Source organism: Microbacterium esteraromaticum, assembly GCF_014084045.1.
In the GTDB taxonomy this organism is placed as follows: domain Bacteria; phylum Actinomycetota; class Actinomycetes; order Actinomycetales; family Microbacteriaceae; genus Microbacterium; species Microbacterium esteraromaticum_D.
Window position 1 is genome coordinate 2,576,063 of the sequence record NZ_CP043732.1, and the last position, 17,870, is coordinate 2,593,932.

The following is a 17,870-nucleotide window of genomic DNA, read 5'->3' on the forward strand; positions in this document are numbered from 1 at the left end:
TCGCCGGTGACGGTGAATTCCACGGCCCCTCGATGGACGAGTTCTTCCCGGAGATCCTGTTCAACGTGTTCGGCGTCGTGCCGATCCACCGCATCCACCTCATCCAGCTGCTCTCCGTGATCGCCGTCGTGCTGATCATGTGGCTCGGGACCCGCCGCATGACCGTCGTGCCCGGCCGCTTCCAGAGCGTGGTCGAGATGGGCATCGGCTTCGTACGCAACGGCATCGGGCACGACCTGCTCGGCCGCAAGGACGGCGAGCGGTTCGCACCGCTGCTGGTGACCATGTTCTTCATGATCCTGTTCATGAACATCACGGGCATCATCCCGTTCCTGAACATGCCGGGAACCGCGATCATCGCCGTGCCTCTCACGCTCGCCGTGATCAGCTACGTGACCTTCATCTACGCGGGCATGAAGAAGAGCCCTCTCGGGTTCTGGAAGAACTCGCTCTTCCCGGCCGGAGTGCCGTGGCCCGTCTACATCATCGTGACCCCTCTGGAGTTCATCTCCACCTTCATCATCCGCCCGGTGACGCTCACCCTGCGTCTGATGATGAACCTCGTCGTGGGCCACATGATCCTCGTGCTGTGCTTCGCTGCAACGCACTTCTTCTTCTTCACCGCAGGTGGCGGCTGGGCGGCGCTCGGCGTCGGCACCCTCGCCTTCGGCGGCGCCTTCACTCTCTTCGAGATCCTGGTCGTCGTCCTGCAGTCCTACGTCTTCACCGTCCTCACCGCGATCTACATCCAGCTCGCGGTCGCAGAAGAGCACTGAGCGGGTCGGCAACTGCCGTCCCACCCAACGAAAGGAAAAACCCGTGGACGCTACTACGGTTCTCGCTGAAATCAACGGTCACATCGGTGCAGTCGGCTACGGCCTCGCCGCCATCGGACCGGCCATCGGCGTGGGCATCGTCGTCGGCAAGACCATCGAGGGTGTCGCCCGTCAGCCCGAGCTGGCCGGTCGCCTCCAGGTCCTCATGTGGATCGGTATCGCCTTCACCGAGGCGCTTGCATTCGTCGGCATCGCCGTCGCATTCATCCCCTTCCCGTAATCCGCACCGACTTCCGAAGGAGACAGGATGCTGAACGCTCTTGTCACGAACCTCGCGGCGGCGGAGACCGAGGCGCAGAACCCGCTCATCCCCGCGTGGTACGACATCATCTGGTCGGGCCTGTGGTTCCTCATCATCCTCATCGTGGTGTGGAAGGTCGCCCTTCCTCGCCTGACCGCGATCCTCGACGAGCGCTCGGCCGCCATCGAAGGCAACATCGCCAAGGCAGATGAGGCTCAGAAGCAGGCCGAGGCCGCGCTGGAGGAGTACACCCGCCAGCTCGCCGAGGCCCGCACCGAGGCCGGTGAGATCCGCGAAGCCGCCCGCGAGGACGGCAAGAAGATCGTGACCGAGGCCAAGGAGACGGCTGTCGCCGAGGCCAACCGCATCACCGCTGCCGCTCACACGCAGATCGAGGCGGAGCGCCAGGCGGCGTTCGTCTCGCTGCGCAGCGAGGTCGGCACGCTCGCGATCGACCTCGCCGGCGGAGTCGTGGGGGAGACCCTCAGCGATGACGCTCGTGCGACGGCTGTCGTGGACCGCTTCCTCGCCGACCTCGAGAAGGCCAAGTAATGGGCAGCGCGACCACTCAGGCACTCGCGGCATCGACGGACGCGCTTGCCGCAGCGTCGGGCCTGAACCTCGACAGTGCGGCCGAGCTGTTCGCAGCCGCCCGTGCCATCGGGGAGTCGGCCCAGCTGAGCGGCGCGCTCGCCGATCCCGCAGCTCCGGCTGAGGCGCGCAGCGCGCTCGTCTCGGCCGTCTTCGCCGGTGTCTCGGCTCCGGTGCGCACGCTGCTGACCTCGGTCGCGGCTGAGCGCTGGTCGTCGGCATCCGACCTGATCGACGGCGTCGAGGAGCTCGCCATCCGGGCGGCTGCGAAGGCGGCGCCCGGCGACGACATCGCGGGTGAGCTGTTCGAGTTCTCGCGGATCGTCGCGGCGAACCCCGAGCTTGAGCTCGCTCTCGGCAGCCGCCTCGGCGACGCGTCGGCGAAGGGCGACCTCGTCGAGAAGGTGCTCGGCGGCTCGGCATCACCCGCAACCGTGCTGGTCGCATCCTCGCTGGTGCGCCTGCCGCGCGAGCGCCGTGTCCGCCAGGTCCTCGCCCGTGCGATCGACATCGTCGCCGCGCAGGCGGGCCGCACGGTGGCGACGGTGTACACCGCGACCGCCCTCTCCGCTGCTCAGCAGACACGCCTGCGCGATGCGCTCGCACGCCGCTACGGCGGCGAGATCTCCATCAACCAGGTGATCGACCAGGGCGTGGTCGGGGGCCTGCGTGTGCAGATCGCCGATGACGTCATCGACGGCAGCATCTCCGCCCGACTCGCCGACCTTCGCCAGAAGCTCGCGAGCTGAACAACTTCACGCGGGGAACCGCGGACACCCAGACACACAAAGGGAAGACAATGGCAGAACTATCGATCAGCCCCGACGTCATCCGTGACGCGCTGAAGAACTTCGCCGCCGCCTACGAGCCCACCGGCGCCGTGGCGACCGAGGTCGGCACCGTCATCGACGCGGCCGATGGCATCGCGCACGTCGAGGGACTGCCCGGCGTCATGGCCAACGAGCTCGTCACCTTCGCGGACGGCACCAAGGGCCTGGCGCTGAACCTGGACGAGCACGAGATCGGTGTGGTCGTCCTCGGCGACTTCACCGGCATCGAGGCCGGCCAGGAGGTCACCCGCACCGGAGAGGTCCTCTCGGTCCCGGTCGGCGACGGCTACCTGGGTCGCGTCGTCGACCCGCTCGGAAACCCGATCGACGGTCTCGGCGCCATCGCCACCGAGGGCTCACGCGAGCTCGAGCTGCAGGCACCGGGTGTCATGCAGCGCAAGTCGGTGCACGAGCCGATGCAGACCGGCATCAAGGCGATCGACGCCATGATCCCCGTCGGCCGCGGTCAGCGTCAGCTGATCATCGGCGACCGCCAGACAGGCAAGACGGCCATCGCGATCGACACGATCATCAACCAGAAGGCCAACTGGGAGTCGGGCGACGTCAACAAGCAGGTCCGCTGCATCTACGTCGCCATCGGCCAGAAGGGCTCGACCATCGCCTCGGTCAAGGGCGCGCTGGAAGAGGCCGGTGCCCTCGAGTACACGACGATCGTCGCCGCCCCTGCTTCCGACCCGGCCGGCTTCAAGTACCTCGCCCCCTACACCGGCTCGGCCATCGGCCAGCACTGGATGTACGGCGGCAAGCACGTGCTCATCATCTTCGACGACCTGTCGAAGCAGGCTGAGGCCTACCGCGCCGTGTCGCTCCTGCTGCGTCGCCCGCCGGGCCGCGAGGCCTACCCCGGTGACGTCTTCTACCTGCACTCGCGTCTGCTCGAGCGCTGCGCCAAGCTGTCCGACGAGCTCGGCGCCGGTTCCATGACCGGTCTGCCGATCATCGAGACCAAGGCCAACGACGTCTCGGCGTACATCCCGACCAACGTGATCTCGATCACCGACGGCCAGATCTTCCTGCAGTCCGACCTCTTCAACGCCAACCAGCGTCCGGCTGTCGACGTGGGAATCTCGGTCTCGCGAGTCGGCGGTGACGCACAGGTCAAGTCGATCAAGAAGGTCTCCGGAACGCTGAAGCTGGAGCTCGCGCAGTACCGCTCGCTCGAGGCGTTCGCGATGTTCGCGTCCGACCTCGACGCGGCCTCGCGTCGTCAGCTCGCCCGCGGCGCGCGTCTGACCGAGCTGCTCAAGCAGCCGCAGTACTCGCCGTACCCCGTCGAGGAGCAGGTCGTCTCGATCTGGGCCGGAACGAACGGCAAGCTCGACTCGCTCGAGGTCGAGGACGTGCTCCGCTTCGAGCGCGACCTCCTCGACTACCTGCGCCGCAACACGTCGATCCTCGACACGCTGCGCGAGACCAACGTCCTCGACGACGACACGGTCGCAGAGCTCGACAAGCAGACCGACGCCTTCATCCTGGAGTTCCAGGGCGGCAAGGGCCAGTCGATCAGCAGCCCGGGCAACGAGCAGGTCTCTGCTGAGGACGCAGGCGATGTCAGCCAGGAGAAGATCGTCAAGGGTCGTCGCGCGTAATCGCGTGAGGTACTGATTCATGGGCGCTCAACTCAGGGTCTACAAGCAGAAGATCTCTTCTGCTCAGACGACCAAGAAGATCACGAAGGCGATGGAACTCATCGCGGCTTCGCGCATCCAGAAGGCGATGGCACGCGTCAAGGCGTCCAGCCCCTTCGCGCAGGCCGTGACGAGGGCCGTGTCGGCCGTCGCGACGCACTCCAGCGTCGACCACCCGCTCACCCGCGAGGCAGAGACGATCCGCCGCACGGCGGTCGTCATCTTCTCGAGCGACCGTGGTCTCGCAGGCGCGTTCAACTCCCAGGTGATCCGCGAGGGCCTGGAGCAGGGTGAGCGTCTGCGCGAGCTCGGCCGCGAGCCGGTGTACTACCTGATCGGCCGCAAGGCCGTCGGGTACTTCCAGTTCCGTCGGATCGAGTCCGTGGCGGAATGGATCGGCGACACCGACACCCCGTCGTTCCACACGGCCGAGGAGATCGCGCACACGCTGCAGCAGGCGTTCCTGCGCGGCGGCGAGTCCGAGGGCGTCGACGAGATCGTGCTGGTCTACAACCGGTTCGTCAGCATGATGACGCAGGAGCCGACGGCGCTGCGTCTGCTGCCGCTCGAGATCGAAGAGGCCGAGGACACCGCGAGCGCGGCCGTCTACCCGCTCTACGAGTTCGAGCCCGACGCCGAGACCGTGCTCGACGCGATCCTGCCGGTGTACATCCAGAGCCGCGTGTTCAACGCCCTCCTGCAGTCGTCGGCAGCCAAGCAGGCCGCGACGCAGAAGGCGATGAAGTCGGCCAGCGACAACGCCGACAAGCTGATCACCGACTACACCCGCCTGCGCAACAACGCTCGCCAGGCCGAGATCACCCAGCAGATCGCAGAGATCGTCGGCGGCGCCGACGCCCTGGCATCCAGCTGACACACATCAGGAGAAGAGACGAGAAATGACCACCACCGCCACGGCTGAGCAGCCGGCGACCGCGGTCGTCGGGCGCGTCGCACGCGTCAACGGTCCGGTTGTCGACATCGAGTTCCCGCACGATTCGATCCCCGAGATCTACAACGCCCTCAAGACCACCATCACCATCGGCGAGGACTCCACCGAGATCACGCTCGAGGTCGCACAGCACCTCGGCGACGACCTCGTCCGCGCGATCGCCCTGAAGCCGACCGACGGCATCGTCCGCGGCCAGGAGGTCCGCGACACCGGCGAGGCCATCTCGGTCCCCGTGGGAGATGTGACCAAGGGCAAGGTCTTCAACGTGATCGGCGAGGTCCTCAACGCCGAGCCCGGCGAGACCATCGAGGTCACCGAGCGCTGGCCGATCCACCGCAAGGCGCCGAACTTCGACCAGCTCGAGTCGAAGACCACCATGTTCGAGACCGGCATCAAGTCGATCGACCTCCTGACCCCCTACGTGCAGGGTGGAAAGATCGGTCTGTTCGGTGGCGCGGGTGTCGGCAAGACCGTCCTCATCCAGGAGATGATCCAGCGCGTCGCGCAGGACCACGGCGGTGTGTCGGTGTTCGCCGGTGTCGGCGAGCGCACCCGTGAGGGCAACGACCTCATCCACGAGATGGAGGAGGCGGGCGTCTTCGACAAGACCGCCCTCGTCTTCGGCCAGATGGACGAGCCGCCGGGGACGCGTCTGCGCGTCGCGCTGTCGGCTCTGACCATGGCGGAGTACTTCCGCGACGTGCAGAAGCAGGACGTGCTGCTGTTCATCGACAACATCTTCCGCTTCACGCAGGCCGGCTCCGAGGTCTCGACCCTGCTGGGCCGCATGCCCTCGGCCGTGGGCTACCAGCCGAACCTCGCCGACGAGATGGGCCTCCTGCAGGAGCGCATCACGTCGACGCGTGGTCACTCGATCACCTCGCTGCAGGCGATCTACGTGCCGGCCGACGACTACACCGACCCGGCCCCGGCGACCACGTTCGCGCACCTCGACGCCACCACCGAGCTCTCGCGTGAGATCGCGTCGAAGGGTCTGTACCCCGCGATCGACCCGCTGACCTCGACGTCGCGCATCATGGACCCGCGTTACCTGGGTGAGGACCACTACCGCGTGGCCACCACGGTCAAGCAGATCCTGCAGAAGAACAAGGAGCTGCAGGAGATCATCGCGATCCTCGGTGTCGACGAGCTCTCCGAAGAGGACAAGATCGTCGTCGCCCGCGCGCGCCGCATCCAGCAGTTCCTCTCGCAGAACACCTACATGGCGAAGAAGTTCACCGGTGTCGAGGGCTCGACCGTGCCGCTCAAGGAGACCATCGAGTCGTTCGATGCGATCTGCCGTGGTGACTTCGACCACGTCGCCGAGCAGGCGTTCTTCAACGTCGGCGGCATCTCCGACGTCGAAGAGGCATGGGCGAAGATCCAGAAGGAGAACGCCTGACCATGGCGCTGCACGTGAGCCTCGTCTCCGCTGACGCGGAGGTCTGGACGGGAGAGGCGTCGCTCGTCGTCGCCAAGACCGTCGAGGGCGAGATCGGCATCATGTCCGGTCATGAGCCGGTGCTGGCCATCCTCGCCCAGGGCGAGGTCCGCATCACTCAGACGGACGGCAGCAAGGTGCTCGCGAACGCGCAGGATGGGTTCCTCTCGATGGAGGGCGACACCCTGACGATCGTGGCAGGCAACGCCGCGTTGATCGCCTGACAGCAAGACAACCCGGCGTCCGCCCCGGATCGTGCTCTGCACGCGCCGGGGCGGACGCTTCGTCTGTGTGGAGCCCATGAAGATCCTTCTGCCCCCGTCCGAGACGAAGCGCCAGGGCGGCTCCGGCGGCCCGCTGCGCTTCGAGACCCTCGAGCTGCCGTCGCTCACCGGGAAGCGCGTCGAGCTCGTCGAGGCCCTCGTCGAGCTCAGCTCCGACGTCGACGAGGCGCGTCGCGTGCTCAAGCTCAGCGAGCGTCAGGCGGGCGATGTCGAGCACAACCGGATGCTCCGCACGGCGCCCACGATGGCCGCGATCGACCGCTATACCGGCGTGCTCTACGACGCCCTCGACGCGGCGTCTCTCGATCGGACGGCTCGACGCTGGCTCGGCGAGCACGTGCTGATCCACTCGGCGCCCTTCGGGCCGATCGGCGCACTCGACGAGATCCCCCTGTACCGGCTGGCTGCGGGGACGTCGCTTCCCGGCATCCGGCCTCTTCGTCGGCACTGGGCCGAGGCGACATCTATGGCGCTGAGCGGTGCCGGTTTCGTGCTCGACCTCCGCAGCGAGTCGTACGTCGCGCTCGGCCCCGTCGCCGGCATCGTCCCGTCGGCGTATGTGCGCGTGGTCACCGAGTCCGGACGGGCGCTCAATCACTTCAACAAGAAGGCCAAGGGTGAGTTCGTGCGCGCGCTCGCGACGACACGCCCGCGGGGCCGCACCGCGCGATCGCTCATCGCGTGGGCGTCGGGGAACGGCATCCGGCTGCGAGAGGCAGACGATGCCGGTGTGCTGGAGCTCGTCGTCGACGGCTGACGTCGATCTCTCATCGCCGCGCACGGCGCGCTCCGTTGCCCGCGGTGCGGCCGCTTCGCTAGCATGACCGGTGCGCGAGATTCGCACGGGGGAGCGGCACCGCTTCCTCTCAACGAGGGAAGTGGATCACTCATGGACTATGGCGACTACGGGGGCTACGAGGCCCTCGCCGCGATGTTCGCCCTTCTGGGCATCGTGTTCTTCATCATCGGACCGATCTACTACGTCGTCTCGTCGATCTTCATGATGAAGATCTTCGAGAAGGCCGGCGCGGTGGGCAAGTGGCGGGCATGGGTTCCCATCTACCGCGAGATGATCTTCTTCAAGCTCGGCGACATGAGCCCGTGGCTCGTGCTGTACACGCTGGGTGCGACCATCGTCCTCTCGTTCGTCGGTCTCGGCGGTATCGTCGGGCTCGCGTTCACCGCGCTCTTCGCGATGGCGGGCTGGCGCGTGGGCCTCAAGCTGCAGAAGGAAGCGGCGTGGGTCATCCTGTTCGTGCTGCTCAACATCGTCTGGATGGGCATCGTCGCATTCGACCGCTCGCGCTGGAACTCCAGCATCGCGCCTGCTCCGTGGGCAGGCAACGGCTTCCTCGGCGACAACACCGTGTGGGACGGCATCCCCGTGCAGGCGGGGCAGAACGTCGCCCCCGCCGGCGGATACGGTGCGCCGCAGGGCTACCAGCCGCCCGCACCGCAGGGCTACGCCCCGCCGGCGCAGCCTGGCTACGCCCCGCCGGCGCAGCCCGGTTACGGCGCACCGCAGAACCCGGGCGCCCCGGTTCCGCCTGCCCCCGGTGCCCCGGTGCCTCCTCCGGCCACCCCGCCGGCGCCTCCCGCCCCGCCGGCAGCGCCTCCGGCGACTCCGCCCGCACCGCCTGCGCCGCCGGCCGCGCCGAACGATCCGACCCAGCCGCCCGCGTGAGCTGAGCGCAGAAGAGGCCCCCGACGATGTCGGGGCCTCTTCTGCCTCCGATGCCGCGTGCGCGACCCCGGCCCGGCGCCCCGATAGTGTGGAGGCATGGCTACCTCGCAGCGTCGCGTCGGCGCATCCGGACTCGTCGTATCCGCCGCCGGTCTCGGCTGCAACAACTTCGGACGCGCAGGCACCGCCACCGAAACGCTCGAAGGCACCCGCGCGGTGATCGACGCGGCGCTCGCGAACGGAGTGTTCTTCTTCGACACCGCCGACATGTACGGCGCCGAGGCCGGTCGCAGCGAGGAGCTCATGGGCGAGGTGCTCGAGGGACGCCGGGATCGGGTCGTGCTCGCCACCAAGTTCGGACACGATCGCGACATGGGCTATGACTTCCCGGCCGGACGCGGATCGCGCCGATATGTCCGTCATGCCGTGGAGCAGTCGCTGCGCAGGTTGCGAACCGACTGGATCGATCTGTACCAGCTTCACCTGCCGGACACCACGACGCCGATCGCCGAGACGATCGATGCGCTCGACGAGCTCGTCGACGAGGGCAAGATCCGCTACTACGGACACTCGAACTTCACAGGGTGGCAGATCGCGGAGGCGGAGTTCACGGCCCGCGCCCGCTCGACGGGGCGCTTCATCTCCGCGCAGAACCACTACTCCCTTCTCGCGCGCGCCTCCGAGCGAGAGGTGCTTCCTGCCGTGAACCGCTATGGCCTGGGCTTCTTCCCGTTCTTCCCGCTGAAGAACGGTCTGCTCACCGGCAAGTTCACCCGCGAGGGAGGACCTGAAGGCAGCCGGATCATGGACACGCGTCGGCACATCTGGGCGGATGCGCCGTGGGACGCGCTCGAGCGGTACCAGGAGTTCTGCGATCAGCGCTCCATCACCATGCTGCAGGCGACGTTCGGCTGGCTTCTGGCGCAGCCGGGGGTGTCGAGCGTGATCGCCGGCGCGACCAGCCCCTCCCAGGTCGAGGCGAACGCCGCCGCGGCCGATGCATGGACGCCGACCGCTGCGGACCTCGCCGAGATCGACGCGCTGTTCCCCCTGATCGACGACCCCGCCGACCGGATGTGAGTGTCGGCACCAGTACGATGAAGATGAATACCGCGGCCCCCGCGCCGCCGAACCGCCCGACGGAGAGCCCACGTGCCTGAGACCACGACGCAGACGTTCCGCGTCAGCGATGAGCTGGAGCTCACCTGGGCAGGCGTGACCGACCGCGGTCGGCGCCGCGAGAACAACCAGGACTCCTTCCTCGCGAAGTATCCGCTGTTCATCGTCGCCGACGGCATGGGCGGGCACGCCGGGGGCGAGATCGCGAGCCAGGCGACGGTCGACCGGCTCTCCGACATGGTCGACGCGGGGCGGATCGACGACGAGCGGATCATCGCTGCGCTGCAGCTGGCCGTCGACGACATCCACCGGCATCCAGACACGACCGATGAGGGCACCGGCACCACCCTGACCGGCGTCTACCTCGATCGGGGCGAAGACGGCAGCTGGCGCTGGATCTCGCTGAACATCGGCGATTCCCGGGTCTACCTGGAGCGCGACGGGCGGCTCATCCAGGTCACCACGGATCATTCGGTCGTGCAGGAGCTCATCGCCTCGGGCAAGATCAGCCCCGAAGAGGCGGATGCGCACCCGTACAGCAACGTGATCACCCGCGCGGTCGGCGCGAACGAACTGGTCTCGCCCGACTACGTCGCGATCGACGTGGTCGATGGAGACCGGTTCATCATCTGCTCCGATGGCCTCACCAAGGAGCTGACCGACTACGGGATCCTGCACTTCCTGCGAGAGAACGACGAGCCCGCCGACGCGGTCAGCGCCATGGTCGACGCGGCGCTCGAGAACGGCGGACGCGACAACGTCACGCTGATCGTGCTGAACGTGCGCTACACCGGCGCATCGGAGGATCCCGCCGACGAGCCCGCAGACGACGAGCCCGCAGACGACGAGCAGTCCTCCTCCACAGACGGCACGACCCAGGACTGATCCCCAGGGCCTGTGGACAGGTCCGTTCCCGCGTGCCGGATGCGCTGAGATGGGCGGATGGATGCCACGACCATCGTCCTCCCCGCCGCTGCAGCCGAGCCGGCGCGTCCTCCTCTTCCACTGCTGGCGGCGATCGTCCCCGTCATCGCGGGGGTCGTGCTCTGGCTGATCACCGGATCGCTCTTCGCCCTGTGCTTCGCCGCCCTGGGCCCGCTCATGCTGCTCGCCTCCTTCCTCGACGGACTGCGCGCACGACGCAGAGCAAGGCGCAGCTCGGAGCACGACTCCGATGCGGCCTGGCAGCACGCGGAGGACGAACTGGTCCGTCTGCATGACCGTGAGCAGCGCGATCTGCGGCACCGCTCACCGGACGCGGCCGGCTGCCTGCTCGACCCGCCGCTGCGCGGACGCACACCACTGAGCGCGAGCACCGAGCTCGTGATCGGCCGCGGCGATCGCCGGAGCCGCATCCGGGCGTCCGGCGGTGACGATGCCAGGTCGCGTGCCTTCCGCGAGCGCGCCGAGCGCCTCACCGATGCGCCGATCGTCGTCGAACTCGGGGGAGGGGTGTGCGTCCGCACGGCGCAGCCCGTGGCAGCGGCCGTCATCAGAGCGCTCGTCACCCAGCTGTGCCTTCGGTTCGGTCCGACGGAGCTGAGCCTACACGGCAGCGGGGTCCAGGCCTGGGGTCTCTCGGGGTTCCCGCATGCGTCTCGGCGCCGAGCGCGCTTCCGACTGCGGCTCGGTGACGGATCGGAACCGGCCGATGCAGTCTTCTGCATCCGGATGCCAGGCGACGAGCCGCCGGAAGGCGTCACGACCGTGCTGGACTGCATCGAGCCGCGCCAGGCGACCGCGCGCACACCCGAGGGGATGTCGGTCCTGTCGCTGGAGGGGCTGTCTGCACGGCAGACGGCGGTGATCGCGGCTGACGCGGCCGCACGGGCCGAGGACGCCGACGAGGTGCCGGATGCTGTGGCGCTCGCCGACCTCGAGCAGGTGCAGGGCGGCGACGGCAGACTCGCGGCGTGCCTGGGCCGCAGGGAGCACGGCGAGGTGCTGGTCGACCTCGTCGACGACGGGCCCCACGCGATCGTCACCGGGATGACGGGCACGGGCAAGAGCGAGCTGCTGATCAGCTGGGTGGCGGGGATCGCGGCAGCGCATTCGCCGGAGGAGGTGGCGTTCGTGCTGATCGACTTCAAGGGCGGCACCGCCTTCGACCCGCTCAGGGTGCTGCCGCACGTCGTCGCGGTGGTGACCGACCTCGACGCCCTCGGTGCGCGGCGGGGCGTCGGCAGCCTCACCGCCGAGCTTCGGCGACGGGAGGCCCTGCTCGCCGCGGCCGGCGCGCGCGACGTCGCCGAGTGCCCGTCGCTGGTGCGCCTGGTGATCGTGGTCGACGAGTTCGCCGCGCTGGTCAGGGAGCACCCCGACCTGGCGCAGATCTTCACGGATGTCGCGGCTCGCGGTCGGGCGCTGGGTATGCACCTCGTGCTCGGCACGCAGCGCGCGGGCGGGGTCATCAGGGAGGCCCTGGCGGCGAACTGTCCACTGCGGCTCAGCCTGCGCGTCGCGGAGTCCGCCGACAGCCGTCTCGTGATCGGGACGGATGCCGCAGCGGCTCTGCCTGGTGGTGCCGAATCGCGTGGCCTCGCGTACGTCCGGCGCCCCGAGGACGCAGAGCCGCAGGTGATGCGCGTCGCCCTCACGTCACCATCCGACCTCGCGGCGACGGCGCGGCGATGGGCCGGTTCCGCGGGTCAAGACAGCCCGTGGCTTCCGCCCCTGCCCGCCCTGATCGATCTCCCGGCACAGGCCGATCCGAGTGACGGCGGGGTCGTGCTCGGCAGGGCCGACGAGCCGCAGAGCCAGAGCCAGCCGTGGGTGCGCCTCGCGGCGGGCGAGGGGCTCGCGGTGATCGGGGGAGCCGGGGCGGGCAAGAGCACGCTGATCGGCGTGCTTCGAAGCCAGGTGCCCGATGCGGTGGTGATCCCGTCCGACGCGGAGGAGGCGTGGGACGCGGTCGCCGAACTGGTCACCGGACGGCACGGGATGGTGCTGTGCGATGATCTCGACCTGCTGCTGGCCCAGTACCCGCCAGAGCAGGCGCAGCTGTTCCTCAGCCGGTGGGAGACGATCATCCGCGCTCCGGAGGGTGCGGTGATCACCTCGTCGCGGGCGTCCGGTCCGGTCGGCCGACTGCTCGACGCGCTGCCGCGTCGAGTGCTGCTGCGGCTGAGCAGCCGAGTCGAGCACATCGCCGCAGGCGGCGACTCCGGCACCTTCGATCCGCACCGGCTCCCCGGACGCGGATGGTTCGACGGCCGCGATGTGCAGCTGTGCTGGACGGATGCGCTCGCATCCACGCCAGTAGGACCGAGAGCCATAGACGGCTGGCGCCCGCGGCGCGCGCGCTCGGGGGTGGTGACGGCGGCGTCCGAGGCCACGCGGCGCGCGCTCTCGGCCGCCCTCCCGGACTGCCGGGTGATCATGCTCGCGGAGCTGAGCGGCGTGACCGGTCCGGACATCGGCGGCGAGCCGCTGGTGGTCGTCGCAGACCCCGAGGAGTGGCGCTCGCACTGGGCCGTGCTGCAGAGCATCCGCAGCAGCGGCGAACTCGTCGTCTCCGCCGAGTGCCAGGCGGAGCTGCGCCAGCTCGCCGGTGTGCGGGAGACTCCGCCGTTCGCGCGGCCGCACGAAGACAGGGCATGGGCCGTCGAGGCGGGTGGACGTCCCCGAAGGGTGCTGCTGAGATGAGTCGCGGGCGCGTCAGATACCGGAACCGGGACGGATCGCGCCGACCGGCTGGCCGCCTCCGAGCACATCCAGCGGGAGCGCCGAGGCGAGTGCCGCGACATCCGCCTCGCCCAGCGCGCCGGTGCGCGCGAGCAGCGTGGCCGCGACGATGGCGGATGCACGGCTGCTGCCATCGAGCATCTTGAGGGCCACGGTCGTGCCGTCAGGTGCGGCCATCACCATCACGCCCTCGGCACCGTGCTTGGCGAAGACGCCGAGAGTCTCGATGGCGATCGTGTCGGGCTCGCCGGGACCGGCGATGGTCCAGGGATTCTCGCGCACGGCGCGCACCAGCGCGCCGGCGACGCGGTGAAGAGCGAAAGGCGAGCGCTCGGACGCCGAGCCGATGCGGTGGATCGCCCGGGCGAGGCCGAGCAGCGTGATGGCGTGCACCGGCGCTCCGCAGCCGTCGATGGCGGTATGGGCGATCTTCTCGCCGGCGAGGCGCTCGACGACCTCGCGGATGTGCACCTGAAGGGGATGCGTCGGGTCGAGGTAGCCCTCTGTCGGCCAGCCGGTCGCGACGCAGGCGCGAAGCATCAGTGCGTGCTTGCCCGAGCAGTTCATCCGCACGCGGGCCTTGTCGGCGTGATCGCGGATCATGTCGCGGCGCGCGGTGGCGTCGGACGGCCAGGCGACCGGACATCCCAGGTCGTCCTCGTTGAGTCCGCCTGCGGTGAGCATCTCGCGCACGACCTCGACGTGCCGGTCGGTGCCGCTGTGGCTCGCCGTGCCCAGCCCGAGCTGCTCGCCCTCGAGCGCGGCACCGGCAGTCACGCTGGCGATCGCCTGAAGAGGCTTCAGGCTGGAGCGCGGCAGGATCAGCGCCTCGGCGTTGCCGTGCTGTGCGACGACCTCCCCCTCGGAGGAGAGCACGACTGCGGCCCCCGCATGGCGGGACTCCACGAAGCCGTTGCGCTCCACGATCGCGAGTTCGACAGCGTCAGCGATGGTGAGAGTCTCGAGCACCAGACAAGCCTAATGCGCCGCGCGGTGGCAGACTGGCGCTATGGCTCCCCTCGGCGAACACCACTACGCGCTCACCACCACCTGGACGGGAAACCGAGGCACCGGCACGAGCGGATACCGCGACTATGCGAGAGACGTCACGATCGGCATTAACGGCAAGCCCGACCTGCTGGCGTCATCCGACAAGCCGTTCCGAGGAGATCCGACCCGATGGAACCCCGAGGACCTGCTCCTCGCCGCGCTGTCGGAGTGCCATCTGCTCTCCTACCTGCACGCCTGCGTCAGCGCCGGCGTGGTGGTGAGCGAGTACCGCGACGAAGCCACCGGTGTGATGCGCGAGGACGGCAGGGGAGGCGGCGCCTTCGTCGAGGTGACTCTTCGTCCCCGGGTCGTGGTCGCCGAAGAGTCGATGCTCGATGCCGCCCGGGAGGCGCACCGCACCGCCAACGAGTGGTGCTTCATCGCGAACTCGGTGAACTTCCCGGTGCGCCACGAAGCGACGGTCTCCGTCGCACTCGAGGGCGACTGAGCCCGTCCGACGTCAGCGGCGCTCGTGGGGGAGCGCCTGCTTGATCTTCTCGATCGGAGTCTGCGCGGGGGGTTCGTTGTACACGCCGGCGAGCTCCTGACCGCTCAGAGCGTGGATCGCGGACATTATCTCGTCGGTGGCCAGACGGCGGGCCTTTCCGCTCGTAGCCGGACCGTGCTTCGAGACGTCGATCGGCGTGCCGAAGCGCACCGTCACACGCTCGCTGATCGAGGGCATCTTCGCGCCCACGGGCATCACCTTGTCGGTGCCGATGAGGCCGACAGGCACGACCGGCGCGCCGGTCTGCAGGGCGAGGAAGGCGACGCCGGTGCGTCCCTTGTAGAGGCGGCCGTCGGTCGAGCGCGTGCCCTCGGGGTAGAGGGCGACGGCGAGGTCCTCCTCCAGCAGCTGGCGCTGCTGGTCGAGGGCGTCGAGGGCTGCCTGGCCGGCACCGCGGCGCACCGGGATCGCTCCGACCGAGGTGAAGAACTGGCGAGAGAGCGCCCCCTTGAAACCGGTGCCCTCGAAATAGCTCGACTTCGCCAGAAAGTGCACGGGCCGCGGAGCGGCCACCGGGATCGCCATCGAGTCGATGAACGACAGGTGGTTGCTGGCGAGGATCACCGCGCCGGTGAGCGGCACGTTCTCGCGTCCTTCGATGCGCGGGCGGTAGACGACGCGGGCCAGAGGAGCGGCGATCATCCGGCCGAGCTTGTACTTGAACCCTGCTCGACGCGGCGACGAGTGCTCCGGCAGCCCGGACTCGGGATCGACAGGGGGAACCGACTGCTCAGCACTCACCGGAAGAGCTTATCTTTCGGCGCATGCCGAGAAGGGAATGACGACGTGATGTGTCGGCACTCAGCCCCGGCAAAGCCGCATGCACCAGGATGGAAGCTCCCGCTCAGCGAATCCGAGGTCTCATCTTGCGCCTGCGCCCCCTCACCCTTGTGTCCACCGTGGCCGTCGCCGCGCTCCTGCTCACCGGCTGCTCCGGCTCGCAGAAGCTGTCGGAGTCGTCGAAGCCGACCGACAGCGCCGATCTGTGCGCTCAGGCCGCTGAACCCGGCGCGCTCACCGACAGCGTCGACGTCAGCGGGGAGTTCGGCACCCCTGCGAAGATCACCGTCGCCAAGGAGCAGAAGGTGGAGGACGTGCAGCGCACCGTGGTCACCGAAGGCGACGGCGACAAGGTCGGAGAGGGCGACTACATCTCCTATGCGATGAGCGCCTTCGATGCGAAGACCGGCGATCACCTCGGCGATCTCGGCTATACCGAGGGAGAACTGCTGCCGCAGAACGCCCTCGCGAACCAGGCGCTCGCCGAGGCCATCGGCTGCGCCACGGTCGGCACGCGCGTCGCCTTCGCCCTGCCTGCCACGGACGGCGCCGATTCGCAGCTGTACATCATCGACGTGCTCGACAAGGTCCCCACCGCCGCATGGGGCGAGAAGCAGGAGCCGGTCGACGGCATGCCCACCGTCAAGCTCGCCGAGAACGGCGAGCCCGACGTCAACGTCCCCACCGGGGATGCGCCGAAGGAGCTCCAGATCTCGGTGCTCAAGCAGGGCGACGGACCGGCGGTCGCCGATGGCGACACCACGCTGCTGCAGTACTACGGCGTCGACTGGAAGTCGGGCGAGAGCTTCGACTCCTCCTGGTCGAATGGTGCGCCGTACGCAGCGCCCGGAAACACCTATGTCCCCGGCTTCGTGCAGGCGCTCGCCGGGCAGAAGGTCGGCTCGCAGGTGCTCGTCGTCATCCCGCCGGAGCTCGCCTACGGCGAGGACCCGGAGGGCCACGAGCTCGGCGGTCAGACGCTCGTCTTCGTCATCGACATCCTCGCCACGCAGCACGCACCCGCCGCGCAGTGATCGGCTGAACGAGAGGGCGGCGATCCGACGGGGTCGCCGCCCTCTCGCATAGGCTGGCGACATGCGTCGCGTCATCGTCCTCGGCTCCACCGGCTCCATCGGCACCCAGGCGCTGGACGTGATCCGCGGCAACCCCCGCCGGTTCGAGCTCGTCGGCATCGCAGCGGGCAGCAACTCCGAGCTCGTCGCCGAGCAGGCCGCGCAATTCCAGGTCGAGCACACCGCACTCGGCGCAGAAGAGGCCGAGCAGCTGGTGCGCGACGTCGAGGCCGACGTCGTGCTCAATGCCATCACCGGCTCCATCGGTCTCGGTTCGACCCTCGCGACGCTGCAGGCGGGTCGCACTCTCGCACTCGCCAACAAGGAGTCCCTGATCGTCGGCGGTGAGCTGGTGCGTGCGGTTGCCGCTCCCGACCAGATCGTGCCGGTCGACTCCGAGCACTCCGCGCTGGCGCAGGCTCTGCGCGCAGGCACGCGCGCAGAGGTCAGCCGCCTGGTCGTCACGGCTTCCGGAGGGCCTTTCCGCGGTCGCACCCGAGCCGAACTCGCCGACGTCACCCCGGCCGAGGCGCTCGCTCACCCGACGTGGGACATGGGGCGGATGGTGACCACCAATTCGGCAACCCTCGTCAACAAGGGGCTGGAGGTCATCGAGGCTCACCTGCTGTTCGACGTGCCGTACGACGACATCGAGGTGGTCGTGCATCCCCAGTCGATCGTGCACTCCATGGTCGAGTTCGTCGACGGATCCACCATCGCACAGGCATCGCCCCCCGACATGCGGCTGCCGATCTCGCTCGGGCTGGACTGGCCGCACCGCGTGGGCGGCGTGGGGCGCCCCCTCGACTGGCGCAGCGCCACGAGCTGGACCTTCGAGCCCCTCGATGACGGGGCGTTCCCGGCGGTCGCCCTCGCGAAGGCCGTCGGGCGCGCCGGCAGCACGTTCCCCGCGGTGTACAACGCCGCGAACGAGCAGGCCGTGCACGCGTTCCACGATGGTCGGCTCCCCTTCCTCGGCATCGTCGACACCGTCGAGCGCGTCATCGACGCGCACGACGCTCCCGAGAAGCTCACGATCGAGGCGCTCGCCGAGGCCGAGAGGTGGGCGCGGTCGAAGGCCGATGCGCTGATCGCCGCATCCTGATCGTCGTCGTCAGACCAGCGGCACGGCTACGGGGCAGTCCTCG

18 protein-coding genes are annotated in these 17,870 nt (G+C 68.8%); 16 read left to right on the forward strand and 2 right to left on the reverse strand.

Annotated elements, in window-relative coordinates; genetic code table 11:
* Positions 1-32: 32 nt before the first annotated feature.
* The 13 genes from atpB to FVO59_RS12330 all read left to right on the forward strand — a co-directional run bounded on the left by atpB (position 33) and on the right by FVO59_RS12330 (position 13,272).
* Complete coding sequence (gene atpB, locus FVO59_RS12270) at positions 33-776, forward strand: F0F1 ATP synthase subunit A (RefSeq protein ID WP_182256787.1); 744 nt, start codon at positions 33-35, stop codon at positions 774-776.
* 43 nt (positions 777-819) lie between these two features.
* Positions 820-1,056, forward strand: coding sequence for an ATP synthase F0 subunit C (gene atpE, locus FVO59_RS12275; RefSeq protein ID WP_071642243.1), 237 nt, complete (start codon positions 820-822; stop codon positions 1,054-1,056).
* Between the two features lie 27 nt (positions 1,057-1,083).
* Complete coding sequence (locus FVO59_RS12280) at positions 1,084-1,629, forward strand: F0F1 ATP synthase subunit B (protein WP_182252890.1); 546 nt, start codon at positions 1,084-1,086, stop codon at positions 1,627-1,629.
* A complete protein-coding gene (locus FVO59_RS12285) occupies positions 1,629-2,417 on the forward strand; it encodes a F0F1 ATP synthase subunit delta (protein WP_182252891.1) in 789 nt (262 codons plus the stop codon). Before FVO59_RS12280 ends, FVO59_RS12285 begins: the two co-directional genes overlap by 1 nt.
* 50 nt (positions 2,418-2,467) lie before the next feature.
* Positions 2,468-4,108, forward strand: a complete 1,641-nt coding sequence (gene atpA, locus FVO59_RS12290) for a F0F1 ATP synthase subunit alpha (protein ID WP_182252892.1) — start codon at positions 2,468-2,470, stop codon at positions 4,106-4,108.
* A 19-nt stretch (positions 4,109-4,127) separates the two neighbouring features.
* Positions 4,128-5,021 (forward strand): F0F1 ATP synthase subunit gamma, encoded by an 894-nt coding sequence (locus FVO59_RS12295; RefSeq protein ID WP_182252893.1) that lies wholly within the window; start codon positions 4,128-4,130, stop codon positions 5,019-5,021.
* Between the two features lie 25 nt (positions 5,022-5,046).
* Positions 5,047-6,501 carry a F0F1 ATP synthase subunit beta gene (gene atpD, locus FVO59_RS12300; RefSeq protein WP_182252894.1) on the forward strand — a complete coding sequence of 485 codons (1,455 nt, stop codon included), beginning with the start codon at positions 5,047-5,049 and terminating at the stop codon, positions 6,499-6,501.
* Between the two features lie 2 nt (positions 6,502-6,503).
* Entirely contained in the window at positions 6,504-6,764 is a 261-nt protein-coding gene (locus tag FVO59_RS12305; RefSeq protein WP_182252895.1) for a F0F1 ATP synthase subunit epsilon, read from the forward strand.
* Between the two features lie 76 nt (positions 6,765-6,840).
* Positions 6,841-7,581, forward strand: coding sequence for a YaaA family protein (locus tag FVO59_RS12310; protein ID WP_182252896.1), 741 nt, complete (start codon positions 6,841-6,843; stop codon positions 7,579-7,581).
* Positions 7,582-7,713: 132 nt separating this feature from the next.
* The gene (locus FVO59_RS12315) at positions 7,714-8,508 is read left to right on the forward strand and encodes a DUF5684 domain-containing protein (RefSeq protein ID WP_182252897.1); all 795 of its coding nucleotides are present in this window, start codon (positions 7,714-7,716) and stop codon (positions 8,506-8,508) included.
* A 96-nt stretch (positions 8,509-8,604) separates the two neighbouring features.
* Entirely contained in the window at positions 8,605-9,588 is a 984-nt protein-coding gene (locus FVO59_RS12320; RefSeq protein WP_182252898.1) for an aldo/keto reductase, read from the forward strand.
* A 72-nt stretch (positions 9,589-9,660) separates the two neighbouring features.
* Positions 9,661-10,512 (forward strand): PP2C family protein-serine/threonine phosphatase, encoded by an 852-nt coding sequence (locus tag FVO59_RS12325; RefSeq protein WP_182252899.1) that lies wholly within the window; start codon positions 9,661-9,663, stop codon positions 10,510-10,512.
* Between the two features lie 57 nt (positions 10,513-10,569).
* Positions 10,570-13,272, forward strand: coding sequence for an FtsK/SpoIIIE domain-containing protein (locus FVO59_RS12330; protein ID WP_182252900.1), 2,703 nt, complete (start codon positions 10,570-10,572; stop codon positions 13,270-13,272).
* Between the two features lie 12 nt (positions 13,273-13,284).
* Here the strand turns inward: FVO59_RS12330 and FVO59_RS12335 are convergent, their stop codons facing one another.
* Positions 13,285-14,280: an asparaginase gene (locus FVO59_RS12335; RefSeq protein WP_182252901.1), complete on the reverse strand. Its 996-nt coding sequence runs from the start codon at positions 14,278-14,280 to the stop codon at positions 13,285-13,287.
* A 40-nt stretch (positions 14,281-14,320) separates the two neighbouring features.
* Here FVO59_RS12335 and FVO59_RS12340 point away from each other — a divergent pair, with 40 nt between their 5' ends.
* Complete coding sequence (locus tag FVO59_RS12340) at positions 14,321-14,809, forward strand: OsmC family protein (RefSeq protein ID WP_182252902.1); 489 nt, start codon at positions 14,321-14,323, stop codon at positions 14,807-14,809.
* A gap of 12 nt (positions 14,810-14,821) precedes the next feature.
* Here FVO59_RS12340 and FVO59_RS12345 read toward each other — a convergent pair whose 3' ends face one another.
* Positions 14,822-15,610, reverse strand: coding sequence for a lysophospholipid acyltransferase family protein (locus FVO59_RS12345; protein WP_259363216.1), 789 nt, complete (start codon positions 15,608-15,610; stop codon positions 14,822-14,824).
* Between the two features lie 149 nt (positions 15,611-15,759).
* On the opposite strand from FVO59_RS12345, the gene FVO59_RS12350 reads away from it, so the two are divergent.
* Together FVO59_RS12350 and dxr are read left to right on the forward strand one after the other, a co-directional pair.
* The gene (locus FVO59_RS12350; protein ID WP_182252903.1) at positions 15,760-16,683 is read left to right on the forward strand and encodes an FKBP-type peptidyl-prolyl cis-trans isomerase; all 924 of its coding nucleotides are present in this window, start codon (positions 15,760-15,762) and stop codon (positions 16,681-16,683) included.
* 61 nt (positions 16,684-16,744) lie between these two features.
* Entirely contained in the window at positions 16,745-17,827 is a 1,083-nt protein-coding gene (gene dxr, locus FVO59_RS12355; RefSeq protein ID WP_182252904.1) for a 1-deoxy-D-xylulose-5-phosphate reductoisomerase, read from the forward strand.
* Positions 17,828-17,870 lie beyond the last annotated feature (43 nt).